Below are 25,464 nucleotides of genomic sequence, written 5' to 3'. Positions count from 1 at the left end.
CATTCGCCCGCAGTCGGTCACGCCTCGAGAATCGGTGACCGCGGCCGGGGCCGCATCGGTCGCGGAATCAGTGGGGCCGCGCGGCTCGCCGCCGGATCAGCAGATCGCGTGGCGGTGCGATGCCCGGGGGCAGCCGCAGCGCGTCGAAATCCGGCTGCGGACAGGGGCTTTCCCGGGTCCGATGCACCGCGAGCGTGCCGAGCAGACGGCGCAACCCCGTTTCCGCCCAGACCGCGGCGGGGTTATGGACATCGTCGCCGGGTTTGGCGAGCATGGCGCACAGGTTGAATCGTGCCGGGAGCACCGTGGCCAGACCCTGTGTCAGATAGTTGTGCGGCAGGGCGCGAGCCTGGGCATAGGGCAGCGGCTTGCGCGCGTACACCGGCCGCCACTCCAGGCGCGCCCAGTGGGTGCGGCCATTGCCGTCGATCAGGCCGAAGGCATGGGTCGAGTGATAGCGCAGGCCGGTATAGCCGCTCGGTGCGGTCCGCGGCGATGCGAGCGGGACCAGTACGACCGGCTCCATCGGCTCGTTCGTCGGCTGTGCCCGGAATCCCGGAACGGTGTGGGTGATCAGATCCGCCGCACCCGAGGGCAGATGGATTCGCACGGAGAACACCTGACAGCCGGTATCGGCATCGTGCTCGGTCTGCCAGTCGCGAGCGCTGGAGAAGCACGCGGTCACCTCGTGCAGATTGCCATCGAACAGTGCGGACACGCTCAATCGGGTGGCCTGGTGCGCGGCCCGGAAACTACCGGTCACCCAGGCGCCGCGCGGCCGCTGCCCGCTGTCGCTCGGTGGTAACCAGGAAGCAACCGCGGGTGCTGCTGACTGCTGCCCGATTCCGGTGGCGGTGCCGATCATGTGCCGAGTCCTCTCCGCGTATGCCGACGCGTCGTGCGCGTCGGTCGCGGTCCGAGGTTAGGCGGCGCGGGCTCGCCCAACATCGGTCATCGAATCGGCAATTCACGGCTTCACCTGCACCGACATCCGTGCGACCGGAATGGCGGCGGGAGTGGAACGCGCAGTTGCACAGCCGCATACCGATGCGATGACCGATGCGCCGACCGGCGGCCCCGAAGACAGTGGAGCGGTACCCGAATCGAATTCACTGGAGGTTCACTGATGAGGTTGCCGGCCGCTGCCGACCGACACCGCCGCCGATCCGCCCGCACCCTGCTGCTCGGCATCCTGCTGGCCGCGTTCGCACCCCTCGGCGCGGGCCTGGCCACCGCCGCCGCACCGGGCGGCACCTGGCCGGTCCCACCCGCCTCCGCCGTCGATGGCGCCGCGCCGGGCCAAGCGGTGGCGTGGGTCGAGCCGACACCATTGCGCCCCTTCGCCGGGCCGGTAATCCATACCGGCTCCGCCGGCCGAATGCTGCCCGCGGTGATCATCACGCCGACACCGCTGCGCCCGTTCCTTGGCCCGGAGATCCATTTCATCCCCTGATCGGTCCACTCGCCGCAGAGGTTCGGAGCAGGTGGCCCGATGCCCGAGCATGTTTCGGGACACCCGGGTCGAGTCATGTTCGACGGCAGGCTGTTTCGCGCGGCCGGGCGGATCGTTCCGATGACCGTTTGCCCGTTGACCATTCGGCGTCGTGGGCCGGTAGGGCTCGACAGCGCATGTTCGGACAGGAGGAGCATCATCGACGCGCAAGGTTGTCGTGGCCGTGACTCGGAGTCGGCCGAGTTGGGCCGACTGCTGGACAGCGCCCGGGCGGGCCGGGGCTCGGCCCTGGTGCTGTGGGGCGCGCCCGGAATCGGAAAATCCACGCTGATGCGGGCGGCGGCTTGCCGCGCGAGCGACTTCCACGTGCTGGGATGTCATGGCGCATCGCAGGATTCGTCGGTGCCGTATGCGGCGCTGCACGAATTGATCTGGCCGCTCGCCGCGCGTATTCCGCGCTTGCCCGCCGGGGCCGCCGCCGCGCTGCGCGGACTGCTGAGGCTCGGACCGCCCGCCGGTGATCGCCTCACCGTGTGCACGGCGGTGCTCGCGCTGCTCGGCGACCTCGCGGCCGAGCAGCCGGTGCTGATTCTCGCGGATGACGCGCATCGATTCGATGCCGCCACCAGCGCCTGCCTCGCGTTCGTGGCGCGCCGGGCGAGCGAGACCGGGCTGGTGCTGTTGGTCGGCACCCGCTCGGACCCGGTCGGCGGCGGCTTGCAAGCGCTGCCGTCGCACCACATCCTCGGCCTCGGCGAGGCTGACGCGCGTGCCCTCATCGCATCTCGTAATCCCTCGCTGAGTGCTTCCGCCACCCAGCGTCTGCTGGACATGGCCGAGGGAAATCCCTTGGCACTGAGTGAAACCGCCACGCTCGACGACCGCGCACAACCTGCCCGGCGTTCGAGCGCATACACCGGTGCGCCGTGGTGTGATCCACTGCCGCGCACCGCTGCCAACTCGGGGAACTCGCCCGGACCGCAGGGAATCACCGGATCACGGAGCGTCGCAGGGGTGCGCGGCGTCGATGATGTGTCCGGTGGGGTGTTCGGCGTCGCCGACCATGCCGGAGTGGCGCGATCCACGGTGTGGCCCAGTGTATTTCGGGCTTCGGAACGGTGTGGCGATCCGTATCCGGTGGGTCCGCGGCTGTGCGCCGCGTTCGCCGAGACGATCGGTGATCTCGGCGATGAGGCACGCACCGTTGTGTTGTTGGCCGCGGCGGCGGGGGACGGGCAGGTTTCGGTGGTGCGGTCGGCGGCGACTGCGGCGGGTGTTACCGATCGGGGATGGCTGGAGGCGCTCGAATCGAACCTGGTTGTGGTGGCTGATGGGCGTATTCGGCTGTTCGGAGCGATGATTCGCGGTGTCGTCTACGCATCGGCGAAGCCCGCGCAACGGCGGGCGGCGCATGCGGCACTCGCCGATGTCCTGGCCGAGGGCGATGAGCCGGAGCTGCGGTATCGGCAGCTGGCGGCGGCCGCGCCGGGGCCGGATGAAGAGCTCGCCCGGGAACTCACCGATGCCGCGGCCACCGCTGCGTGCGGGGAACGGCGTTTGGCCGCAGCGGATCTGCTGCATCGGGCGGCCATGCTGTCACCGGATGCCGCGGGGGCGGCGGTTCGATTGGCCCGGGCCGCCCGCGCGGCGTGGACCGGCGGCGATATCGATGCCGCCCGGGACTTCCTGACCCGCGCCGAGTGCGCCGGCGACAGTGCGGTGGTCGCGCGCGAGAGTGCGGGACTCGCGGGATTGCTGGCTTTCGGGAACGGCGAAATGGACTGCGCCAATGAGAAACTGGCGCTCGATATGGTGTCCGTGGATCCCGGCGCGGAGGCCGAGCTGCGCGTCTCGGTGCAGCGGATCGCGTGGGTCGCGGGCCACAGGTGGGATCCGGGAACCGCTTTCACCGATAGCGCGGCCGAACCGTGGCAATTGCCGCCCGGAACCCTGGCGATCAGCGCGGGACTGGCCACTCCCGCGCTCGAATGCTATCGGCAGGCCGCCAAGGCGGCGCGGGAGCGTGCCGAATTGCCTTGGCAGGCACTGATGCTCGCGCAGTCGGCCACCGTGCGACTGGCACTGGGCCAGTGCGAGGACGCCGTGGCCGAGGCGACCGAGGCGCTGTTCATCGCCGAACCCCACGGCTTCACCAATTCGACCGTGCTCAGCTTGAATACGCTCGCGCTGCACGCCGCCATGCGCGGTGATCAGGACGGCACGGTGCGGCTGTGTGAGCGTTCGCTGGAACTGTCCCGGCCGCGCCGGATGCCGGTGCTCATCGCGGGCGCGCATCTCGCACTGGGGCTGGTCGCACTGGGCGCGGGTGAACCCGATATCGCCCTGGCGCGGCTGACTCCGCTGCTCGACCCGCACGACGAAATGTGTCACCCGACCCTCGCCGCCCTCGCCGCCCCGGACGCCATCGAGGCGGCGATCCGGCTCGGCAGGCCCAGCGTCGCAGCGCAATTCCTGACCGTGCTCGCGGACCGGGTGGCGGACAGCGGCGCACCGTGGGCGGTCGCCGCGCTCGCCTGCGGTCGGGCCCTGCTCGGTGACGACGCCACCGCCGCAACGGAGTTCGAGCGGGCGCTGACCGCCGCCGAAGCGAGCGAACAACCCTTCCAACGCGCGCGCGTCCGGCTGCTCTACGGCGAATGGCTGCGCCGCACCCGCCGTCGCGCCGCCGCGCGCGAGCAACTCGACGCCGCCGCAACGGCTTTCGATCGACTCGGCGCACACCCCTGGGCGGCGCGCGCCCGGCAGGAATCCGATCTGGTCGACACCCGCTCATACCTGCAACCCGGAACGGGCGACTGCGAGATCCTCACCCCGCAGGAGCTGCGGGTCGCGCGCCTGGCGGCGACCGGGGCCACCAACCGCGATATCGCCGCGCGCCTGTACATCAGCCCCCGCACCGTCGGCCATCACCTGTCCCGCGTCTTCGGCAAACTCGGGCTGACCTGCCGCGCCGAACTGGCCCGCACCCCCGAGCTGGGCTCCCCACCGGATGCCGAAACGCGTCCTCGCACACCGGATGACGGTGACGACGACCGCCCGGCACCCCCGCTCGACTGACGAGCCACCTACGCGCTCATACGAAATATGTTCCCCCGCAGCCGAAACCGCGGCGTGCATCCGGCCCGCCCGTAGACAGGAAGTCCCGTACATGATCGCCGACCGAGGCGAATCGCTCGCCGTCACCACCCCGAACCCGAAACCCCCGACAGCGGAACGCGGATCCGCCCGGCCGGACGTCGACCCCGCCGGCAGCGCGCACGACTCCGGGCGCCCGGCGCTGGAATCGTCAGGGGCGGTGCGTAGGTCGGGTGGGGCGGTGCTCGAGCCCGCGCATGCGCCGCTGGAATCGTCCGGGGCGGCGCGCGGTCCAGGAGGGGCGGTGCTCGAGCCGGTGGGGGAGGTGGCGGCGGCCAATTGTGTGCTGATCGGTAGTGCGGACCGGGCTTTGCGGGTCGAACTCGAGCGTGGGTTGCGGCTTGCCGGGTACGCGGTGCGGGCGGTGCCGGATGTGCGGTCGGTGGCGCGCGGGGTGGAGCGGCCGCCGGACGCGCTCGTGCTGGACGCGGAGCTGCCCGGGGGCGGGGCCGATCTGGTGACCGCATTGCGGGCCGCCGGGAGCGTGCTGCCCATCTGTGTGGTCGGTGCGCGTACCTCGCTGCGGGACCGCGTGATCGCGCTCAACAGCGGGGCCGATGACTATCTGATGAAACCGTTCGCGATGGCCGAGCTGGTGGCCCGGCTGGGTGCGCTGCTGCGGCGTTCGCAGTCGTTGCCCCGCGCGCCGCGCACGCGGACCGTCGTCGGGCCGCTGCTGCTGGATCGCACGGGCCGCCTGGTGACGGTGTACGGGCGTGAGGTTCGGCTCACCAGACGCGAATTCGATCTGCTCGATCAATTGGCGGGGGCGGCGGGTGAGGTACAGACGCGGCGGGCGCTGCTGCGTCAGGTGTGGGGCTTCGACTTCGCCACCGACACCAATACCATCGACGTCGTGTTGGGCTCGCTGCGCCGGAAACTGGCGGCGGCCGATGCGCCCAAACTCATTCACACCGTGCGCGGGATCGGCTACGTATTGCGAGAGCCCTGCTGACACAGCGTATTCCGATATGGAAACGCGAAACGCCGGTGCGCCGCCCGGCTCGGAATTCGCATCGCCTCCCGGAGCGAGCGAACCGAGCGCGAGCAGCGCACCGGCGATGAACGCGAGCCATAGGGCCGCGATCGCTGCCGTCACCAGCTGGCGGAGAACGTGGCGCGCGCGGCCGATCGACCGTGGTCGATGTCGGAATAGCGGCATCGCGCACCTCGCTCTCTCTCACCTATCCGGAAACGGCATCCGCACCTCCTGCGTGGTGCGGGCCTAGGCGCACTGGATCAGTGCGGGAACATCGAAATGATGTTGGCGGGAATGCTGGTCAGCACGTTCGCCAGATTCAGTGCGGCAGAACCCAGCAGCGTGACGCCAGCGAGCGAACCCATCGAGAGCGAACCCATGTGTGGAACTCCTTCATATTTCGGTGTGCTTGACGTGTTCGAACATAGGGATGCCACGTCGCTGATCAAAATGCCGAAGGAGTGCTCCGAAATGACCGAAAACATAGTGAAAATGACTGGTGGGAGCCATATTCGGCGCAATTTCGCGAACAAATGAAATGGTTTTCACGCCCGGATTCGAAGTATTACTTCAGAAATATCCGCCACAGCGTCGACGCCACCGGATACGGCGGCCCTATCGATGACCGATATCCCCGCCGATACCGCGGTGGATCCAACTCAGCCGGTGGCCCGGACATCGTGCTCGAAATCGATGCCGGACAGTTCTTCCCGGCTCGTGATGTCGAGTTTCGGGAAAATATGCGACAGATGATGACCGACCGTGCGCGGACTGATGAACAACTGCGCGGCGATATCCCGATTGGTCAGCCCCTTGGCCGCCAGCCGGGCGACCCGCAACTCCTGCGGGGTGAGCAGCGTGTGCGAGGACGCCGCGGGCGCGTCATCCTGCCGCTCGCCCGCCAGCGCCGATTCCGCCCGGGTGCGCGCGATCCACGGCACCGCCCGCAACCGTTCGAAAACTTCGAGCGCGGAAGCGAATTGCGCCCGGGCATCGGAACGCCGCCGGGCCCGGCGCAGCCATTCGCCGTACAGCAGCTGCGTGCGCGCCTGCTGGAACGGCCGCTGCGCGGCCCCCGGCATGGCGAGCGCTTCCCGGAACAGCGTCTCGGCTCGCTCACCGTCCGCCGCCAGCGCCCGGCACAGTGCCGTCGCCGCCACCGCCCACGCCGCCTCGGTCCGCTCGGCCCATTCGGCCAGCACCCCGGTGAAGATGGCCGCCGCCTCGCCCCGCCCCAGCCGGATGGCCGCCTCGACGGCATCGGGCGCGGCCAGCACCGCGATCGTGGGATGGTGGGCCTCGTCATCATCGGGATCCAGCACCGCGGCCAGAAATCCGAAGGCGGACTCCGGATTTCCGTCACCGAGCGCGTCCAGCCCCAGATTCCAGTATCCGGCGGCGGTGAGCGCGGGCACCCGGCGCGGACGGCTCAGCGCGAGTGCGCGCGCACTGGCCGCGCCGGCGTCGGCGTGCTCACCGCGCACCGCCGCCAGCCATCCCACGGTGAGCAGCGCCCGCGCGATGGGATTCTGCTGCCCCTGCTGTTCGGCCAGATATAGCGCGCTGGCGGCGTTTTCGGCGGCATCATCCCAGCGTCCGAGTGAAAGTTCGAGCATGGCAAGGGAATTGAGCGTGGTCACCAGCCCGGTCATATTTCCGGAGATGCGGACGTGCTGCGAGACCTGGCGGAACAGCTCCCATGCCGGTTCGGTCGCACCGAGCGCGTTGGCCTGCACCGCGGGCGGCAGCCGCCACCAGCCCCGCAGATCCACGCCCGCGGCCAGCGCCTCGATGACCATGCGATCGTGATCGGTATCGGGATCGCCGAGTCCGGCCGACCAGGCCGCGCGCCGGGCCAGATGCCGCAGTTCCGGTTCCACATAGGGTCCGGCCACCGCCGCGTCCCGTTCGAACAACTCCATGGCGCGGCGTGGATCGCCCTGTCCCAGTTCGATCATGCCCTCCAGCCCGCCGCTACAGCGCGCCACCGGCGCGTGACCCGCCACCGCCTCGGCCTCGCGCAGCAGGGTGCGCGCGGAATCCACATGGCCGCAATCCCATTCGGCCCGCGCCGCCAAGGCGAGTCGCTCACCCGCGCGCTCGGGATCCGGGGACAACTCCGCCGCGCGCAACAGCGCCCGGGCCGCGGCCTCCGGAGCCCCGCGCACCCAGGCCCGGGACGCGGTCTCCTGCAACGCCTCCGCGACGTGCTCGTCGGGGGTGTCGGTCGCGGTGGCCGCGTGCCAGGCGCGCCGGTCCGCGGTCAATCCGGTGGATTCCGCGGCCAGCGCCCGGTGCACGGCCCGGCGTTCGGCCGCCCCCGCCCGGTCGTACACGACCGCGCGAATCAGCGGGTGCCGCAGCAGGATTCGCCCACCATCGGACCGCAACAGCCCGGTCCGCTCGGCCTGCCGCCACACCGGATCGTCCAACCCCAGTTCCGCGCCGGCGGCGCGTACGGCCTGTGCGTCGGCCCCATCGCCCGCGGCGGCCACCAGCAGCGCGGTCCGCACCGGGGCGGGCAGCGCTGCCACCCGGCAGTCGAAGGCCCGCCGCAGTCGCGGACCCACCGCCACCGGTTCGCTCGGATCCGTGCCGCCCGCAACGGAATACCCGGCGGCGGGCTGTTCTGCCGTGGCCGGTTCCCCGGGCCGCGGACTCATGGCGTCCGGAAGTTCGCGCAGGGCAAGCGGATTGCCGCCGGCGTACTCGAGCACCCGATCGATCTGGGCCGCGGGCAGTTCCGGGCGGTGCGCGGTGACCAGGCGGCGCGCGTCATCCTGCCCGAGTTCGGTGACATGCAGTCCTCGCAGCCAGTCCCGGCCATTGGGCACCGGCCGCTGATGCGTGGTGCCCAGCATCAGAATGGATTCGCCGGGCACCCGATCGGCCAGGAAGGTCAGACAGTCCTTCGAGGCGGCGTCCAGCCACTGGGTGTCATCGGAGACGACCAGTACCGGCTGTTCCTCGGCGAGATCGGAGAGCAGCGTCAGCACCGCCACGCCGACCAGGAACGGATCACGCGATTGATCCGCCAGCCCGAGCGCACCGCGCAGCGCGTCCGCCTGGGATTCGGGCAGCGCGGCGATGCGATCGAGAATCGGCCACAGCAATTCGTGCAGCGCCGCGTACGCGAGCATGGACTCGGCCCGGGTGCCCCGGCAGCGCAACACCTGGAAGCCGGTGGCGCGTTCGGCGGCGTAGTCCAGCAGGGTGGTTTTGCCGATCCCCGGATCGCCCCACAGCACCAGTACCGAGCCGTGTCCGGCACGCGCGGCGTCGATCGCCCGAGTCAGCGCGGTCTGCTCGGCAGCGCGGCCGAGCAGACCCTCACCGGTGCCGGGCAACAGTTGCTTCCTGGGTCATCGCCGCTTCCTCCGAATACTGGCCTCGAATGGGTTATGCCTGGTCAACGGGCTGACGTGAGATCAGGATAGCGCCGCCCGCTGAGTTGCCAGGTGATTGCCCCAGGGGTGGGTTACCTATTCGACGACCGATGCCGGGGCCTATGCCGCCACCTACCTTCGATATCGATACAGCGGTCGCGGTGTGCGGCGGCGACGCATCCGAAAGAGGGGTTTCGGTGACCGATATCAGTCTGGAACGAGAATCCGCGCACGGCGACGCGCCCACCGGGCCGGGGTCCGTGCTCCCGGACAGCTGCATCGTCGGCACCGCGGGCGAGTTGACCGCGGCGCTCGAATCCGGCGCGCGGACCATCCGCGTCGCGGGCGCGCTGTACGGATTGCCCTCGTTCCGGCTGCCACCGGGGGTGACGCTGTGCGGCGGGGAACTCGAATTCACCTCCGGTGGGCTCATTCTCACCGCGGACAATGAGCTGCGCGATGTCACCGTCCGCACCCCCGAACATGAGATCGCGATCCGGAACGATTGCGCCGTCGCCGATTTCGGGGTGCTGGTACTGCACGAGGTGAGCACTCACGGCCAGGTGCTGCTGGAGGCCGCGGGCGCGGTCCGGGCCGGGCATATCGATATCAACGGGCTGAGCGTGGTCGCCGCCGACACCCGGGCCCGGACGGTGCTCCCCGCCGGATACGGGGTCAGCGCCCGGCAGGGCGCGGTCACGGTGTGGAACCGCCAGGACGATCCGGCCGTGGTGCTCACCGCGCGGCTGCGCGCGATCGCGGCGGGCACGGCGGCCGCACCGGTGCGCGGCAGCGGCGTCATGGTCGGCGGGTTCCACGCCGATGACACCGGCGGGCGCGTGCATATCTCGTCCCTGACCACCGGCGAGATCCACAGCGACGGCGGAATCGCGCCCGGCACAGCCGATCTCATCAGCGGCGGGGTATTCGTACTCGGCGGCGCGCATATCGGGTTGGTGGTCAACGAAGGATCCGTCACCACCCACGGGCCCAACGATATGGTGCTCGACAACTGGGGTTCGGTGGTGCGCTGGATCGCGCAGTCGCCGGTGTGCTCATTCGGTCCGAGCGGGATCGGATTCGTGAACTTCGGCGATATCGAGGAACTCGAGGTACGCGCCCCCATCGTCACCCGGGGTGCGGGGGCGCGCGGTTTCAACCTGTACGCGGGCAGCGTCGGGCACGCCCGTTTCGCGGGCATCACCACCTACGGTGATGGCGCGGTCGGCTTCCAGGTCACCCGGAAACTGTTGCGCCTGAGCATCACCGGCGATCTGCACACGCACGGCGGGCGGGCGCTGAGCCTGGTGGAGGGCGTCCAGACCGAACTCGAGGCCGTGGCATTGAGCATCAAACCCGGCGGGGCCATCGACACCGTCGATATCGGCGGGCAGGTGGTGAGCGAGGGCGCGCGGGTGCCCGCGGTCGAGATCGAGGGCACGCTGGGGCGGCTCGAGGTGGCCGGGGGCATCACCGCGCTCGGTGACGGGGCCGATGCGGTGCACGTGCTGCGCGGTGAACGCTTCGACCTGGCCGGAACCGAGGTCAACGCCAAATACGGAAAGCCGCTGTCGTACGCGGCGATCGGCTGACCCGGTCACAGACACGCCGGATTCGCACCCGCCCGGCGTGCCCGCCGGCGCCTGCCAGTCGCCGATTTCCGTGGCCTGTATCGGATCGAGTGGTAGGCGTCGCGGTGCGAAGTCAGCGGGCGGGCATACTTCCCGCAGCGGTGTTGCTTCGGATATCGGACCTGGTCCGAGGATTGCGAGGACGAATTCATGGCTGCTTCCCCCCTCGGTATCGCGTCGGACGCGGCCGCCGCGCCGCAGCTGTACGGCCGGGACGAGGAGCTCGCCGAACTGGCTCGGCGGTGTGCCGCCGCCCGTGACGGCAACGGTTCGGCGCTGGTGCTCTGGGGTGATCCGGGCATCGGCAAATCCGCCCTGCTGGAGGTGGCGCGCGAACGCGCCACCGGATTCCGCGTGCTGAGCTGTCGCGGCACGCTCAGCGGATCGGTGCTGGCATTCGCCGGGCTGCGCGAATTGCTGCGCCCGATCGCCGATCGTATCGACGCCCTGCCAGAACCGCAGGCCCGCGCGCTGCGCGCCGCGCTCGGCATGGATATGCCCTCACCCGGCGATCGCTTTCTGATCGGCGTCGCGGTGCTCACCCTGCTGTCCGATCTGGCGGCCGAACAACCGGTGCTGGTGATCGCCGACGACACCCAGTGGCTGGACGCGCCGTCCGCGCAGAGCCTGTACTTCGTGGCCCGGCGCTGCACCGATGAACCGGTGCTGATGTTGTTCACCGGGCATACCGACCCGGCGGGCGGTCCCGCCGACCATATCCCGGCGCTGCGGTTGCGCGGACTCGACGATGCCAGCGCGGCCGCGCTGCTGCGCCGCGTCGAGCCCGATATCAGCGCCGACCGAGCCGGTGGCGTACTGCGGCTGACGCGCGGAAACCCGCTCGCACTGCGGGAATTGGCGTCGGCCGAGGACGGTGAACCGGGTCCGGCCGCACCGGGACTGATACCGGTCGGCCCGCGCCTGCACCGCGTCATCGACGCCAGGATCGCGGCGCTCACCCCCGCGGCACGCCTGCTGTTGCTGATCGTCGCGGCCGAGGAAAGCGGTGCGGCCCAGGTGATTCGGCGCGCGGCCGCCACCCTGGAACTGCCGGAATCGGCCTGGGACGCGGTGCTGGACACCGACCTGATCCACTCCGAACCCGGCCGGATCACCATGCGGCACCCCATGATTCGCGCCATCGCCTATGAACGGGCGGCCGATGCCGATCGAATAGCGGTGCACCGCGCGCTGGGCGCGGTACTGCGCGGCGCCGACGCGGACCGCTGGGCCTGGCATGTGGCGCGCGCGACCACCGGTCCCAGCGAGACGGTGGCCCTGCTGCTGGAGGAACGGGCCATGCTGGCCTGGGACCGCGGCGGACCGCTGCCCGCCGCCAAAACCCTGGGCCAGGCCGCGGGGCTCTCGCCCGACGGGGAGGCGGCCGGACGTCGCCTCGCGCTCGCGGCGCGCGCCGCCTGGGAGGGCGGTGATGTCGCCGCCGCTCGGGAGTACCTGGCCGAGGCGACCGCGCGGGCGGGCACCGCACTGGTGGTGCACGCCAGCGGGGGACTGGCGGCACGCATCGACCTGAGTTTCGGCAATGCCGCGCACGCGCGCGGTGAACTGCTGCGGGCCGCCGATTTCGCCGATCCGGTCACCGCCGCCGAATTGCGTTACCTCGCAACGCGTGCCGCCTGGGAGTCCGGGCAGCCCGGGCTCGAGGATGAACTGCTCGGCATGCCCGAGGGCGAGGCGCCCGCGCCCTGGCGGGTGCCGTCGGCGACCATGGCGCTGGCCATGGGCCGGATCCGCCCGGTGGCCGAGGCGCTGCGCCGCGCGGTCGCCACGCTGCGGGCGCGCGGTGACGCGGGCTGGCTGTCCTCCATGCTGGCGCACGCGGCGATCACCGAACTCGCATTGGGACGCTGGGACGACGCCGCGGTCGACGCCAGTGAGGCGCTACAGACCTCGCAGGATCTGGGCGGTATCCCCGCCTCCTCGGGGCTGGCGCTCAACACCCTGGCCTGGCTGGCGGCGGTACGCGGTGACGAGGACTCCTCCACCGCGCTGAGTGAGCGATCGCTGACCATCGCGCGCATCCGCAATTCGCGCATCCAAATCGGTTATGTGTACTGGCATCTGGGCGTCAACGCGCTCAGCGCCGGGAAACCCGATGCGGCACTTGGCTTTCTCGCCGCCACCATCGATCCGGACAGCGACGCGTGCCACCCCACCGTCGCCGCCCTGGCCGCCGCCGACGCGGTGGAGGCCGCGGTGCGGATGGGCCGGATCCAGGCCGCCGGGGATCATCTCGCGGTACTGGTCGACTGGGCCGAGAAGACCAGCGTCCCATGGGCGCTCGCCGCGGCGGCGAGCTCGCGTGCGCTGCTGGCGGACGGCCCGGCGGCGGAAGAGCTGTTCCTGACCGCACTCTCGGTGCCCGAGGCCGCCGACCGGCCGTTCCAGCACGCCCGTGCGGAACTGCTGTACGGGGAATGGCTGCGCCGCACTCGCCGCCGCGGCGATGCCCGGGTGCGGCTCACCGCCGCCCGCGAGACCTTCGCCAGACTCGGCGCGACGCCCTGGGAACAGCGCGCGGACAGTGCACTGGTTCTGGTCGGGGACCGCAGGCGCGATCCGGTCCGGCCCTCCGGCGATGAACTGCTCACCCCGCAGGAGCTGCGTGTCGCCCGCCTGGCCGCCGAGGGGCTGACCAATCGGGAGATCGCCGCCCAGCTGTTCATCAGCCCGCGCACGGTCGGGCACCACCTCTCGCAGGTCTTCGCCAAACTGGGCCTGGCCGCGCGCGAGGATCTGGCCGCGATCGACTTCGAACACGGGATGCGGTTGACCCTGTGACCGATCCGATGACCGATATCGCGACCGATCTCCCCGGGTAGCGTTGCAGCTGGGAGGCCGGTCCGCCATCGCCACCGACCTCGAATCCCGCTGTTCCGCAAGCAGTTTCGAGGAGGAATCATGCTACCCATCATCAATCTGGGCTCCGCCGCCATCAATCTCGCCGACACCGTCACCGGCATCGCCTCGAATATCACCTATCTGCTCCAGGCCTGGGGCGTCATCCCGCACTGAACGACGGCCGCAGTGAATTCTTAAGGCCATCGCAAGGCACCGTCGATACCGTGCTGCCGTCCAGGGCGATTGACGGGATGCGCGGTGTGCCGGGCATCGCCGGAGCGAGTGCGGGAGGTGGCGGTGATGCGGGTCGGAATCGTTCCGGCGGCATGTCTGGCAGTGGTGGGGATGCTGGCGCTGGCCGGATGCGGGAGCGCGCGGGATCGGCCCGAATCGCCGGGTGGTTCGGCGGCGGTATCGGTGACCGGCACGCCCCTGGCCGCCTCGCGCACCAGTACGCCACCGGCCCCGGGCAATTCGGCGCCCGTCGGCACCACGGAGCGCAAGGCCGACCCCGACGGTGATCTGCGCCCGTTCACCGCCGCCGCGACGATCTCCGGCACCTCGAACGAACGGGCGTTCTCCGGTGCCCTGCGGCAATCGGTCGGAGCCGGACCCGGCGGGGCGCACACCTGGGACGTCCGGTATTACGAACTCGATGGATCAGACGCTGTGACAACGGCTTTCAACCGGGCATCGCGATCTTCGGCGCAAACCAATCTGCGCTCGAGCGGATTGGTCGAGACCGGCGACGGCTCGTGCGTGGCCCGGGTGGAGCCGCGCCGGATCGAATTCCGCCCCACCGCGATCGGGGAAGTGCTCGCGGGCAATTGGTATTGCGCGCCCGCCGCGCACTACAACAACACCGTCAGCACGATCGTGATCGATTCCCGCACGGCCGAGCCGATCACCCTCGCGGACCTGTTCACCGATGTACAGGCCGGGTTACGGCGGCTGTCCGACCAGGTTGTGGAGCGGGTCGGGGTCCCGGCGACGTTGCCGGGCGTACGTCCCGTCGAGGCGAATTTCGGCAACTGGATTCCCGCCGAGTCCGGAATGGTGTTGTTTTTTCCGGACTATCAACTCGGCGGTTTCGGTATGCGGAGCGTCACCATTCCGTGGTCCGCACTAGCCGATCTGATCGCTCCCGGCCAGCGTGGCTTGATTCCGGGTTGACCACGGTCCGGCGGCCGCGAAATCCGGCTGAACGTTTCCGGCGTCCCGGGCGGTACATTCGGAGGGGCCGTTCGCGTATGGATCCTGTCGCCCATTGGGCTCGGGGCGGGACGAAGAGTGTAGCGGTGCTGAGGGAGAATACGAACGTGAGTTACACGAACAGGAAGAATTTCAGCGACCAGCTCGAGCAGGCGGTGGTGGTGGCGACCGCCGCCGCGACTCCTGTCGGCGGCTAGTTCGATGTCCGAGCAGGAAGGACCGGGACGGGGATCCGTACCCGGACCAGGCACGAACAGGTTCGAAGCGGTGGAACGGCTGCGCCGGAAGCTGGAAAGTCTGAAGGCCGCCGAGACACCCGCGCCCGATGCGGAAGACGACGCCTCCGGGGTCACCCGGCTGCCGCGCCGCCCGCGGCGCATGACCGAGGAACCGGGTGCGCGCCCGGACCAGATCTGGCGTCCCGACGGCGGCACCATCTACGATCCCGCACCGACCCGGCCCGTGCTGCGCTCGGAATTGCAGCGCGAGACCGGTTGGTGGCCGGTCGATCCCGGTCGCATGCCGCAACCCGCGCCGCAGGACGATGCGAATGCCGCCGGCCCGGACGCGAACATCATCGATCTCGACGCATTGCGGCGCAAACGCGCCGGTGACGCGCCCGCGGCCGGTATCCGGCGGGTGGCGCGCCCGCGCCGGATCGGACAGTCGACGGGGGAGCCGACCGGGGTGGATCGCGAGCAGCCGGGCCGGGACGGCGATCCCGATACACCCCCCGACCCACCGGTACGGCGGCACTGAGGTTATCCGCCGTCGGTGGTGATGGGGGATTTACCCGTTGCCGGCAGCAGCGTGTGCAGCACGCGGGTGACCAGGCCCTCGACGAATTCGGCGTCCATCGGTTCGTGGGTGAGGAAGTGCCGGAAGTGAATCGGCGCGATGAGCGATTCGAGGGCGGTGCGGGCATCGGTCCCGGCGGGTAGTTCGCCGCGGGTGACGGCACGGGTGATCATGGCCCGATTGGCTTCATAGCGCTTGTCCCAGAAGGTTTTACGTGCCGCGGCGAGTTCGGGGGATTCGGTGGCGAAGGCGAGGGCGCGCGCCAGACCGTTCCCCAGCGGGGTGTCGAAGTAGGCGATGAGAGCGCGCGCGAACGCGGTGAGGTCCCCGCGCAACTCGCCGGTATCCGGTAGCGGCAGCGTGCGTTCACTGGTGGTGAGCATGACGTCCAGGATCAAATTCTCGCGCGTGCCCCAGCGGCGGTAGATGGAGCTGTCCCGCACGCCCGCGCGCCGACTGATATCGGGTATTCCGACCTTGTCGACGCCGTGTTCGGCGACGGCTGCCAGGACGGCGTGCTGTACGGCTTCGGTGACCTTCGCCGCGCGCCCGCCCGGTCGGCGCTGGGGTGCGGTCTGCTCGGCTTCGGACATATCGCGATTCTAAAGCAGAACTTCTTGCTTTTGGTCCCGCGCGCTGTCTACCCTCGCTAAAGCAGAGACTTCTGCGAATTGCGCTCGCGGCGAGAGGTACGACGATGACGTTGTCGGAGATCGGTAAACGGGTTCGAATCACCGCGCACGCGCTGACCCACACCACCGAACGGGCGGCGCACCGGCTGGGTGTCGCACCGTTCCTGCCCCGATTGTTCGCGGACCGGTTCACCCACCTCGGCGGAATCGAGGCAGGGGAGTTCGGTCGGCAATTGGCCGGATGCCGATCCTTCGAAGACGCGCGCTGGGCCGGATACTGGGGAGCCTTAGCGGGCGAACACCTGACACGCGCCGATGCCGCGCTCGCCCGGCTCGGCGCACCCGCCTCCGGGCAACTGCTCGATCCGGCGGTCGCCACCGATCTGCCCGCCCTCGGCGCACTGCTCGCCCCGGCGGTGACGATTCTGGCCGATCGCGGTGCGGTGGCCGATCCCGATGCGGTGCAACGGTTCCGAGCCGCGCATCCCGAGGCGGCCGATGCCGCCGTCGCGCTGGACGGGTTGATCAAGGCGCTGGTGTACGAGTTCGTCGCCGCCTGGCCGGGCTGGAGTCCGCGGCGGCTGCGGGCCTATGAGCGCTCGCATCGGCTGTGCGAGGTGCTGGTGCTCGCGCTGGCTCCGGCGCTGGGCATGACCGCCGAGGTGGTGCGCATTCCGATCGAGGGGGATGAGGTGCGCGGAATCCTGGTGCTGCCCGGCGATTCCGGCCCCGTTCCGGCGGTGCTGGTCACCAATGGTCTGGAGGGCACCATCGGCGAGGTGCTGTTGCCGCTGCTGGCCCAGCGTGCGGCGGGTCTGGGCATGTTCGTGATGGAGATGCCCGGCACCTACTCCTATCGTGCGCGGCTTTCCGATGCCGCCGAGCGGGCGTATGCGACGGTCATCGATCACCTGTCCGCCGACACGCGCATCGATGCCGGTCGAATCGGCATGCTGGGCTTCAGTTTCGGGGGTTACTGGTCCACCCGGATGGCGGCGGTCGATCCCCGGCTGACGGTGGCGGTATCCAACGGCCCGCTCAGCCATCACAGTTTCGGCGCGCGCAATTCGATCGGGATGCCCGAGATCATGATCTCCACGCTGAGTGCCACCCTCGGTGCCTCGGGAACCCTCGACCTGACCCGCAAGCTCGCGAAACTCTCACTGGCACAACTGTATCGGCGCATCGACTGCCCGCTGCTGGTGATCAACGGCGAACGCGACACGCTGGCCAGCACGCAGGATTCGATCGATATCGCGGTCGGCGCGCCGAACGCGCAATTGGTGCTGTACGCCGAGGACGATCACTGCGCCATGGGCAATGCCGAACACTGGTCTGCGCTGTCGGCGACGTTCCTGCGCGAGCACTTGACCGCCCCGATCGCCGTCGAGGTCGCATGATGGGCGGTATGACGACGACTTCGCCGCCGCGCATCCGCCGTGTGCTCAACCGCGCCGACCATCGCATCGACACCCAGGTCGATACCGGTGAGGGGTGGCGCGCATTCGACGAAAGCGACAGCGCCGGTGGGATTTCCGTGCTCCCACCCGCCTTCTCCGCCGATTTCGAGATCGCCCGCTACGACCTGCTCGGCCTGCCCGACGGCGCCACGGTGCTGCCGGTGTGCCCGGTGTCGTTCCGCGATTTCATGGTCTTCGAGAAGCACGCCGTCGACGCCGCGCGCGGGATGGCCGCACGATTCCTGCCCGCCGCGCACCGGATCGCCACGGCGTACGAGGCGGTGACCCGGCGTACCTTCCCGCCGTTCCGCCCGAACGCGCTGTGGTACCGGGAGCCGATCTACTACATGTCCAACGCGCTGACGGTGGTTCCCTCCGGAACGCCCGTCGCCGCGCCTTCCTACAGTCGCGCACTGGATTTCGAGCTGGAGCTCGGTGTCGTACTCGGTGTCCCGCTGCGCGACGCCACCGTCGCGGAGGCGGCCGCCGCCATCGCCGCCGTGGTGGTGGTCAATGACTTCTCCGCCCGCGACGTCCAATTGGCGGAGATGCGTTCGGGTTTCGGCCCGCAGCGGGCCAAACACTTCGCCACCTCGATGTCGGCGACCGCGGTCACCGGTGCGGCGGTCGCCGACCGCCTCGGCGACCTCACCGCCACCGTGAGCATCAATGGAAATGTCATCTCGCACACCGGAACTCGCACCATGAAGTACTCGATGGCCGAGGCCATAGCGCACGTATCGCGCGGTGAACAGCTCTTCCCGGGCGAGCTGCTGTGCAGTGGTACTCTCCCCGGCGGCAGTGGCATGGAACTGGGGCGGTGGCTCGCTCCCGGTGATGAGCTGCGGCTGGAAATCGACGGCATCGGCGTCATCGAACACCGAATCCCCAACTGAGCGAGGCGTTTGTGAAGATCGACCAGATTTCCGATTCCGTCTACGTGGTGGCCGGAACCAATGTCAACTGGGCCCTGGTCACCGACGGCTCCGGCGTCACCGTCATCGACGGCGGCTATCCCGCCGATGCGTCCGATCTGCTGGACTCGGTCCGGCAGATCGGCCACAAACTCCCCGATGTCGCCGCGGTCCTGATCACCCACGCTCACCTCGACCACATCGGCGGCATCCCCGCCCTGGTCGAACAGGTGGGCATGCCGGTCTACACGGGCGCGGAGGAAGTCCGCCACGCCAAACGCGAATATCTCCAGCAGATCACCCCCGTGGAAATGGTGAAACGCCTGGGCACCGCCCGCGGCCGCCGCTGGGTGGCGCACACCGCCCGCGCCTGCTTCGGCCACATCAATATGTCCATCCCCTCGGCCACCACCGCGGACCCCGCCACCCTCGCGGCCCTGCCCGGCGGCATCATCGCCATCCCCACCCCCGGTCACACCGACGGTCACACCGCCTACCTGCACCCCGCCGAAGGCGTTCTGTTCTCCGGCGACACCTTGGTCACCGGCCACCCCCTGCTGCTGAGCACCGGTCTGCAACTACTCCCGGGCTTCTTCAACCACAACGAGTCCGGCACCCGCGCCAGCGCCCTGTCGCTGGCCGACCAGCCCGCCAAGATCCTGGTCCCCGGCCACGGCCTCCCGACGAACTTCGACCCCGAAGCAGTGCGGCGCGCCTTCGAGTCTTAAGCGGATCCACCGCCGTCCTTTAAGGCCCCGCCCCTACGGTCGAGCCGCAGCGTTCAGACGTGGGGGAGGGTCCGTGGATACCGATGTGATGGGTGCGCCCGAGGAACGCTGGCATCCGTTGACTCGGATCGGGTTCCGGTTCGGGTTCTGTTATTTCGGATTGTTCGGGCTGGCGGGTGTGCTCGGGTTGATACCGATCCTGTTGGCGGGGATGGGGGTTGATGCGGGGTGGGCGTCGGTGCTGGGGGTGCTGCATTGGGTGCGGCCGCCGATCGAGTGGACCGCCTCGCATGTGCTGGGGTTGCGGGTGGTCAGTACGCAGGTGGGGAGTGACAGCGCTTTTCAGTGGGCCGCGCTGTTCTTGATGGTGGTGGTCGCGGGCCTGGCGACGGCGGTGTGGTCGGTGCTGGATCGGCGCAGGGGGTGGTATCCGCGGTTGTTCGCGTGGTCGCGGGTGTATTTGCGGCTGGTGCTGGCGTTGGCGATGTTCTATTTCGGGATGGCCAAGGCGATTCCGACGCAGATGCCGTTCGTATTGAATCGGCTGGTGGAGCCCTATGGGAATTTCAGTCCGGAGGGGGTGCTCTGGTCGCAGGTCGGTGTGTCGCAGCCGTATGAGATCGCGCTCGGCGCAGCCGAATTGCTGGCGGGGCTGCTCTTGCTGGTGCCGCGCGCGACCGCGGCGGGGGCGCTGTTGTGCGCGGTGGATATGACGCAGGTGTTCCTGCTGAATATGACCTATGACATTCGGCTCAAGACGGTGTCGTCGCAGTTTCTGCTGTTGAGCCTGTTTCTGCTGGCGCCGTACGCGCGGCGGCTGTTCGCGGTGTTGTTCACCGACCGGGTGCCGCCCGCGATCCGGTCGGTGCCGCTGTTCGAATCGTTGCGGGCCAACCGGATCGCGCTGGTGGCGCAGGTGGTGGTGGGGCTGCTCCTGCTCGCGGTGATCGGGGTGCAGAGCTGGCGGCAGTGGCAGACGCCCACACCGGAGCTGTACGGGATATACCGGGTGGACGGGTTCTCCTCCGAGGGGTATGCCCGTGATCCGCTGCTGACCGACGAATTACGTTGGCGCAGGGTGGTTGTCGACCGGCCGTTCCATGTCTCGGATCCGCTGGTGCTGACAATTCAGCATATGGACGATTCCTTCGAGATCTACGGCGGCACAATAGATCCCAGGAAGCATCACATCGATCTGGCGCATCGGATCGCACTGGGCACCTATGCCGAGACCCCGGTCCGGGTCCGGCTCACCTACTGGTGGCCCGGTCCCGGTCGCCTGGTCATCGATGCCGACGATTACGCCGGACATCGCATCCACGCCTGGTTCACCCAACTCGACCCGAAATCGTTCCCGCTCTTGGAACGTGGGTTCAGCTGGGTGCGGGAGGAGCCGTATAACCGGTAGCGGTCCGGATCAGCGCGCGGCGAGCCGCGGCAGGGCGGCTTCGGCCTCGGCGCGGTTGACCGGGCGGCCCAGTGCGCCGAATTCGTGCAGGTCGCCGAAGACCTCGAGGCGGATGGACGCGTCGATGCCACCGGCGTGCACCGGATCGAATCCGGCGGCCGAAATCAGCTGTGCCACGGCACTACCCGCGCCCTCGTCATCGGTGGCGTAGAAGCCCACCGCGAGTTCCGGGGTGCGGCGGGCGGCCGTATCGAGGGATTCGGCCGAGAGCGTGCCGAAGGCCTTGACCAGGCGTGCGCCCTCGGGCAGCAGGGCCGCGAGCAATTCGCCGGAGGATTCGTCCGGGCCGATGGTCTTGACGAAGCCGCCCTGACCATCGGGGGCGATGGGATTGGAGGGGTCGACGATGATCTTGCCGACCAGTCGATCACCATAGGTGGCCACCAGCTCGCGAATGGTGTCGAACCAGACGGCCAGGATGAGGATATCGGCCCGCTCGATCGCCTCGTCGACGGTGACGGCGGTGGCGTGCGCGCCCAGTTCCACTGCTTGCGAACGGGTTTCATCCAGATCGCGCCCGGCGAGCAGGATATCCACGCCGCCCTCGGTGAGGTGCGAGGCGAGGCGGCGGCCGATATTGCCGGTGCCGATGATGGCCAGGGTCATGATGTGCTCCTTCGGTGAAATCGGGTTATCGGATGCGGCGGCGTCGGGCCGCCGCGTAGATGGCGGATCGGTCCGCGGCGAGTCGATCGCGCGGAGCGGTCATACCGGTGGGCAGGCGCAGCGGATCGAAATCCAGGTCGTGGTCGTCGATGACGCGGTCCAGGCGTAAGCGGCCCAGTCGCAACAATCGCGGCGGATCCGCCCAGAGCGCGGTCGGATCGTGCACCGCGTCCCCATCGACCGCCAGGCGCGCGTACAGCCCGAAATGCGCGGGGAGCCGCCGGGCGAGATCCCGCGCCAGGTAGTCGGCCGGAAGACGGCCCGCCGCAACGGGATCCAGTCCGGTCAGGCCCACCTCCGGATGCCATTCCAGGCGCGCCCAGCTCTGCGTGCCGTCGTGCGCGATGAAGCCGAAGGCGTGAATCGCGTGGTACCGCTGCGATACATAGCTGGCGGGTGCGAGACCGGATCCCGCCGCGAGCGCGGCGGCGGCCTCCGGATGCCGATCGGTGAAATCGGTCATCGCTTCCGGTTTCGGTGCCCCGGTACCGGGATCCGGTGCGATGGCGGCGAAGAACTCGAGCATGTCCGCACCGCTGCGCACGAAGAACACCGGCAGCGTGAACGCGGTCAGATCGACGACCGGCTCGCCCGGTAGCGCGAACCGCACCGACAATCCCTGATCGCCGGTGTGCGCGTCATGCCCGTGCGCATCGCCGCGGGTGCCCGAGAAGCGCCCGACCACCGGTACCGGCCCGCCCGCGAATATCGCGGCCGTACTCAGTTCGGCGGCGGTGGCCTCGGCATGGAAGACCCCGGTTACCGCCGTGCCGCGACTGTGCAGCAGCCGCGTATGCGGTTCGGCGGGTAGCAGTTCGGCCATGCGCTCGGCCGATTCCCCTGCGGTGAAATCTTTTTCAGTGGTCATGGTGGCGTACTTCGTTCGCGGGACGGGAGTGCGGGGCGAGCCAGGCGCGCAACAGGCCGCTGACGGCCGGAAGCGCCGCGAAGGTCATGAGCACGCTGAACAGCGCGGTGAACACCAAGGTGCGCAACACCAGTGGCGCACCGGCCAGCAGCGGACCCAGGACGGCATTGCCGAGCAACGAGATCGGGAAGATCGCCAGGCCCGAGGCCACCGCCTGTTTCCAGCGCGGCGGCCGCGGGCACGCACAGGTGCTGATCATCCCCGGGGCGCGGGGTGGACCATATGCTTGATCTCCTGGAATTCGCCGAGCCCGCGCAGCCCGTTGAGGCGGCCCATACCGCTCTGCTTGAACCCGCCCTCCTCGAACTGATCGACCACGACCGCCCAGGTATTGGTCCACACCGTTCCGGCCTGGAGTTCGCGCCCGACCCGTAGCGGGCGATCCACATCGCGGGTCCAAATGCTCGCCGCGAGACCGTATTCCGTGGCATTGGCGCGTTCGATGGCCTGGGCCTCATCGTCGAAGCGCTCGAAGGTCGCGACCGGCCCGAACACCTCGTGCTGCACGATGGGGGAGTTCAGATCCTCGACCTCGATCAGGCTGGGGTGGTAGTAGGCGTCGGGGCCGCTGGTCAGCAATCCGCCGCGCTCCACGATGGTGGCGTATTCGGCCGCCTCGGCGACCGTGCGATCCACCCGCTCGGCATTGGCGCGATCGATCATCGGACCCATCTCGCTGGCGGGATCGTCGCCGGGGCCGACCCGCACCGCCGCAAGGGATTTCGCCATCCGGTCGCGCAACTCGTCGGCGATACCGCGCTGGGCCAGAATGCGGCTGCCGGTCATACAGAACTGCCCGGTGAAGGTGGTGATCGCCTTGGTGAGCACCGGCACCACGACATCGAGATCGGCATCGTCGAACACCAGCATCGGGCTCTTACCGCCCAATTCCAGCGAGAGCGGCTTGAGCGTATCGGCGGCATTGCGCATGATGACGCGCCCGACCACGGTGCTCCCGGTGTAGCTGACGACATCGACCTCGGGTGAGGAAACCAGCAGTGGCGCACCGTCATTGCCGGATTCGGTGAAACAGTTCATCACCCCGGCCGGCAGCGATGCGGTGGCCGCGATGATCTCGTACAGCAGGCCGTTGACCAATCCGGTCTGACCGGGCAGCTTCATCGCGACCGTGCAACCCGCCGCCAGCGCCGGGGCGAAGGACCGCACCGCCAGCACCACCGGCGAATTCCACGGTGCGATCACCGCGGCGACACCGGCGGCCTCGGTCAGCGTCATCGAGTACAGACCGGGCTTGACCTCGGCGGCGCGCCCGGATTCGGCCAGCGCCAGCGCACCGTAGTAGCGCAGCTTGGGAATGCTGAGATCCACCTCGAAGGCGGCCTCCGCCAGGATCTTTCCATTCTCCCGGGCCAGCAGGGCGACGAGTTCGTCGCGGCGTTCGGCCATACGATCGGCCATCTCGAACAGTGCGCGGGCGCGCAATTCCCGGTCCCGGGACCAGGTTCCGGTGCGGAAGGCGCGGCGCGCGGCGGTGATCGCGGCCTGTGCCTCGGCCGCACCGCCTTCGGCGAAGGTACCCACCGGCTGTCCCGTCGCGGGGCTGTACGAGGTGCCGGTGCCGGTGCCCTCGTACCAGGCTCCGTCGATCCAGTTGCGGGCGTGCGGAAGTCGGTCGTTTGTCACTGATTCTCCTGAATATTCCTGCCGGGCAGGTGATTACAGTTGGGCGGCGATATGTTCGGCGGCCATGATCACGGTGGCGTTGGTGGCCGCGGAGACGGCGTCGGGCAGGATGGACGCGTCCACCACGCGCAGGTTCGCCACCCCGCGCACCGCGCCCAGTCGATCCACCACGGCGTTCGGGTCATCGGGCCCGCCCATCGGCGCGGTCGAGCTCGGATGGTGGTAGGTGTCCAGCGTGGCCAGCATCGCGGCCTCGACCTCGGATTCGCTGAGTGCCGTTGCGCCCGGGGCCATTTCGTGATCGATGAGATCGGACAGTGGTGCGGTCGCCCCGATCCGGCGACTCAGTGCGATGCCCTCCAGCAGTCGCTTGCGATCGGCGGGTTCGGCCAGGAAATTCAGGTCGATACGCGGCGCGTCCAGTGGATCGCGGCTGCGCAGGGTCAGCGATCCGCGCGAATGCGGCCGGGTCAGGGCGACCGCCAGCACGAACGCCGCACCGGTCGGACTCAGGCTCTGATCGATCAGGTGGGTGGCGGTGATGTGCAGATCCAATTCGCCCGCGGCGGCATCGGAACTCGCGGTCCAGACCTTGGCCCCGATGACCGGATGCGCATCGCCGATCCGATCGGCATGGGCGGCGTAGGCGTTGTAGTAGAACGGGTGGTCATAGAGCGTGCGCCCGACCGGAAGATCGGCGACGACCGGGATTTGCAGTGCGGCAAGGTCTTCCGCCGGACCGATACCGGAGCGCAGCAGAATGGCGGCGGAACCGTACGCGCCCGCGCTCAGGATCACCTCGCCGGCGCGGAGTTCGGAGCCATCGGCCAGCCGCACCCCGTGGGCACCGGCGTCACCTTGCGCGAACAGCACGCGATCCACGAGCGTGTCCGCCCGGATCTCCAGATTCGGCCGGGCGCGCACGGCATCGGTGAGGTAGGCCATGCCGGTATTGACGCGCACCCCGTCCACCACATTCATGGCGTACGGCGCGACACCGTAGGGCTGCGGACCATTGAAGTCCTCGGTCGCCGGAATGCCGCAGGACAGCGCCGCGTCGACGAAAGCCCTTTGCATATCGCTCAATTCGGCGCGGCTCAGCTGATGCACCGGCAGCGGTCCGGTGCGTCCGTGCCAGTGCTCGTCACCCGCATCGGTGCGCTCGAGTGCGCGGAAGCTGGGCAACACCTCCTCGAATGACCAGCCGGTCAGACCGCGCGCGGCCCAGCGGTCGAAATCGGCGGGTAGGGCACGGGCCACGACCGACCCGTTGACGGCGGAACTACCGCCCAGCACCTTGCCCCGGTACGCCTGCACCGGATGGCCGATGACGCCGGGTTCGGAGGCGTAACCCCAATCGTGTCCGGTATATCCGCCCAGCATGTCGCTGGCGGCAACAGATTCCGGATAGCCCGTCGCGGGGTACGCGGGTCCGGCCTCCAGCAGCAGTACCCGGCGCTCGGGATTCTCGCTGAGCCGGGCGGCGAGCACCGCACCGGCGGAACCGCCACCGACAATGAGGATGTCGGGGGTGTGAGACATGGCTG

General features: G+C 69.3%; 19 protein-coding genes. 11 read left to right on the top strand and 8 right to left on the bottom strand.

Translation table 11 applies throughout. The annotated features are described in order from the left end of the window. Positions 1-67: 67 nt before the first annotated feature. Positions 68-865 carry a hypothetical protein gene (locus ACFVUS_RS09405; RefSeq protein WP_387763055.1) on the bottom strand — a complete coding sequence of 266 codons (798 nt, stop codon included), beginning with the start codon at positions 863-865 and terminating at the stop codon, positions 68-70. 261 nt (positions 866-1,126) lie between these two features. On the opposite strand from ACFVUS_RS09405, the gene ACFVUS_RS09400 reads away from it, so the two are divergent. The 3 genes from ACFVUS_RS09400 (at position 1,127) to ACFVUS_RS09390 (ending at position 5,564) form a co-directional block, all read left to right on the top strand. Continuing rightward, a complete protein-coding gene (locus tag ACFVUS_RS09400) occupies positions 1,127-1,453 on the top strand; it encodes a hypothetical protein (RefSeq protein WP_387763052.1) in 327 nt (108 codons plus the stop codon). A gap of 39 nt (positions 1,454-1,492) precedes the next feature. After that, on the top strand, positions 1,493-4,531 hold the full coding sequence (locus tag ACFVUS_RS09395; protein ID WP_387763049.1) for an AAA family ATPase: 3,039 nt from the start codon (positions 1,493-1,495) through the stop codon (positions 4,529-4,531). A 91-nt stretch (positions 4,532-4,622) separates the two neighbouring features. Continuing rightward, positions 4,623-5,564, top strand: a complete 942-nt coding sequence (locus tag ACFVUS_RS09390) for a response regulator transcription factor (protein WP_387763046.1) — start codon at positions 4,623-4,625, stop codon at positions 5,562-5,564. 683 nt (positions 5,565-6,247) lie between these two features. Here ACFVUS_RS09390 and ACFVUS_RS09385 read toward each other — a convergent pair. Next, complete coding sequence (locus ACFVUS_RS09385) at positions 6,248-8,935, bottom strand: AAA family ATPase (protein ID WP_387763043.1); 2,688 nt, start codon at positions 8,933-8,935, stop codon at positions 6,248-6,250. Positions 8,936-9,171: 236 nt separating this feature from the next. Here ACFVUS_RS09385 and ACFVUS_RS09380 point away from each other — a divergent pair, with 236 nt between their 5' ends. From ACFVUS_RS09380 to ACFVUS_RS09365, 4 genes are all read left to right on the top strand, one after another. After that, positions 9,172-10,566, top strand: a complete 1,395-nt coding sequence (locus ACFVUS_RS09380; protein WP_387763041.1) for a hypothetical protein — start codon at positions 9,172-9,174, stop codon at positions 10,564-10,566. Positions 10,567-10,755: 189 nt separating this feature from the next. Next, on the top strand, positions 10,756-13,407 hold the full coding sequence (locus ACFVUS_RS09375; RefSeq protein WP_387763039.1) for an AAA family ATPase: 2,652 nt from the start codon (positions 10,756-10,758) through the stop codon (positions 13,405-13,407). Positions 13,408-13,767: 360 nt separating this feature from the next. Beyond that, positions 13,768-14,640, top strand: a complete 873-nt coding sequence (locus tag ACFVUS_RS09370) for a DUF3298 domain-containing protein (RefSeq protein ID WP_387763036.1) — start codon at positions 13,768-13,770, stop codon at positions 14,638-14,640. A 306-nt stretch (positions 14,641-14,946) separates the two neighbouring features. Next, positions 14,947-15,438: a hypothetical protein gene (locus ACFVUS_RS09365; RefSeq protein WP_387763034.1), complete on the top strand. Its 492-nt coding sequence runs from the start codon at positions 14,947-14,949 to the stop codon at positions 15,436-15,438. Between the two features lie 2 nt (positions 15,439-15,440). Here the strand turns inward: ACFVUS_RS09365 and ACFVUS_RS09360 are convergent, their stop codons facing one another. Further along, positions 15,441-16,070 carry a TetR/AcrR family transcriptional regulator gene (locus tag ACFVUS_RS09360; protein ID WP_387763032.1) on the bottom strand — a complete coding sequence of 210 codons (630 nt, stop codon included), beginning with the start codon at positions 16,068-16,070 and terminating at the stop codon, positions 15,441-15,443. Positions 16,071-16,174: 104 nt separating this feature from the next. Between ACFVUS_RS09360 and ACFVUS_RS09355 the strand changes: the two genes are divergently transcribed. From ACFVUS_RS09355 to ACFVUS_RS09340, 4 genes are all read left to right on the top strand, one after another. Next, the gene (locus ACFVUS_RS09355; protein WP_387763029.1) at positions 16,175-17,509 is read left to right on the top strand and encodes an alpha/beta hydrolase family protein; all 1,335 of its coding nucleotides are present in this window, start codon (positions 16,175-16,177) and stop codon (positions 17,507-17,509) included. An 8-nt stretch (positions 17,510-17,517) separates the two neighbouring features. Continuing rightward, on the top strand, positions 17,518-18,465 hold the full coding sequence (locus ACFVUS_RS09350) for a fumarylacetoacetate hydrolase family protein (protein WP_387763027.1): 948 nt from the start codon (positions 17,518-17,520) through the stop codon (positions 18,463-18,465). An 11-nt stretch (positions 18,466-18,476) separates the two neighbouring features. Continuing rightward, a complete protein-coding gene (locus ACFVUS_RS09345; protein ID WP_387763024.1) occupies positions 18,477-19,211 on the top strand; it encodes an MBL fold metallo-hydrolase in 735 nt (244 codons plus the stop codon). A gap of 88 nt (positions 19,212-19,299) precedes the next feature. Then, entirely contained in the window at positions 19,300-20,619 is a 1,320-nt protein-coding gene (locus ACFVUS_RS09340; protein WP_387765466.1) for a DoxX family protein, read from the top strand. A gap of 9 nt (positions 20,620-20,628) precedes the next feature. On the opposite strand, the gene ACFVUS_RS09335 is transcribed toward ACFVUS_RS09340, so the two are convergent. From ACFVUS_RS09335 to ACFVUS_RS09315, 5 genes are read right to left on the bottom strand one after another with little or no spacing between them, the layout of a single operon-like run. Further along, positions 20,629-21,285: an NADPH-dependent F420 reductase gene (locus ACFVUS_RS09335; RefSeq protein ID WP_387763021.1), complete on the bottom strand. Its 657-nt coding sequence runs from the start codon at positions 21,283-21,285 to the stop codon at positions 20,629-20,631. Positions 21,286-21,310: 25 nt separating this feature from the next. Beyond that, a complete protein-coding gene (locus ACFVUS_RS09330; protein ID WP_387763018.1) occupies positions 21,311-22,213 on the bottom strand; it encodes a catalase in 903 nt (300 codons plus the stop codon). Continuing rightward, complete coding sequence (locus ACFVUS_RS09325) at positions 22,203-22,424, bottom strand: hypothetical protein (protein ID WP_387763016.1); 222 nt, start codon at positions 22,422-22,424, stop codon at positions 22,203-22,205. The genes ACFVUS_RS09330 and ACFVUS_RS09325 overlap by 11 nt, the downstream gene beginning before the upstream one ends. Positions 22,425-22,468: 44 nt before the next feature. Next, the gene (locus tag ACFVUS_RS09320) at positions 22,469-23,917 is read right to left on the bottom strand and encodes an aldehyde dehydrogenase family protein (RefSeq protein WP_387763013.1); all 1,449 of its coding nucleotides are present in this window, start codon (positions 23,915-23,917) and stop codon (positions 22,469-22,471) included. 33 nt (positions 23,918-23,950) lie between these two features. After that, positions 23,951-25,459, bottom strand: a complete 1,509-nt coding sequence (locus tag ACFVUS_RS09315; RefSeq protein WP_387763011.1) for a GMC family oxidoreductase — start codon at positions 25,457-25,459, stop codon at positions 23,951-23,953. Between the last annotated feature and the right edge of the window lie 5 nt (positions 25,460-25,464).

The sequence above is a fragment of the Nocardia sp. NPDC058058 genome, assembly GCF_042885355.1.
Classification (GTDB): Bacteria; Actinomycetota; Actinomycetes; order Mycobacteriales; family Mycobacteriaceae; genus Nocardia.
The sequence above is the reverse complement of the archived record's forward strand: the minus strand, read 5'-3'. Positions and strand labels throughout refer to the sequence as shown.

What these genes read in the sequence shown, in the direction of transcription:
- ACFVUS_RS09355 (WP_387763029.1), top strand. Translation starts at nt 16,175, where the DNA reads ATGACGTTGTCGGAGATCGGTAAACGGGTTCGAATCACCGCGCACGCG.
- ACFVUS_RS09395 (WP_387763049.1), top strand. Translation starts at nt 1,493, where the DNA reads ATGCCCGAGCATGTTTCGGGACACCCGGGTCGAGTCATGTTCGACGGC.
- ACFVUS_RS09400 (WP_387763052.1), top strand. Translation starts at nt 1,127, where the DNA reads ATGAGGTTGCCGGCCGCTGCCGACCGACACCGCCGCCGATCCGCCCGC.
- ACFVUS_RS09315 (WP_387763011.1), bottom strand. Translation starts at nt 25,459, where the DNA reads ATGTCTCACACCCCCGACATCCTCATTGTCGGTGGCGGTTCCGCCGGT.
- ACFVUS_RS09370 (WP_387763036.1), top strand. Translation starts at nt 13,768, where the DNA reads ATGCGGGTCGGAATCGTTCCGGCGGCATGTCTGGCAGTGGTGGGGATG.
- ACFVUS_RS09330 (WP_387763018.1), bottom strand. Translation starts at nt 22,213, where the DNA reads ATGACCACTGAAAAAGATTTCACCGCAGGGGAATCGGCCGAGCGCATG.
- ACFVUS_RS09405 (WP_387763055.1), bottom strand. Translation starts at nt 865, where the DNA reads ATGATCGGCACCGCCACCGGAATCGGGCAGCAGTCAGCAGCACCCGCG.
- ACFVUS_RS09335 (WP_387763021.1), bottom strand. Translation starts at nt 21,285, where the DNA reads ATGACCCTGGCCATCATCGGCACCGGCAATATCGGCCGCCGCCTCGCC.
- ACFVUS_RS09390 (WP_387763046.1), top strand. Translation starts at nt 4,623, where the DNA reads ATGATCGCCGACCGAGGCGAATCGCTCGCCGTCACCACCCCGAACCCG.
- ACFVUS_RS09350 (WP_387763027.1), top strand. Translation starts at nt 17,518, where the DNA reads ATGACGACGACTTCGCCGCCGCGCATCCGCCGTGTGCTCAACCGCGCC.
- ACFVUS_RS09340 (WP_387765466.1), top strand. Translation starts at nt 19,300, where the DNA reads ATGGGTGCGCCCGAGGAACGCTGGCATCCGTTGACTCGGATCGGGTTC.
- ACFVUS_RS09375 (WP_387763039.1), top strand. Translation starts at nt 10,756, where the DNA reads ATGGCTGCTTCCCCCCTCGGTATCGCGTCGGACGCGGCCGCCGCGCCG.
- ACFVUS_RS09360 (WP_387763032.1), bottom strand. Translation starts at nt 16,070, where the DNA reads ATGTCCGAAGCCGAGCAGACCGCACCCCAGCGCCGACCGGGCGGGCGC.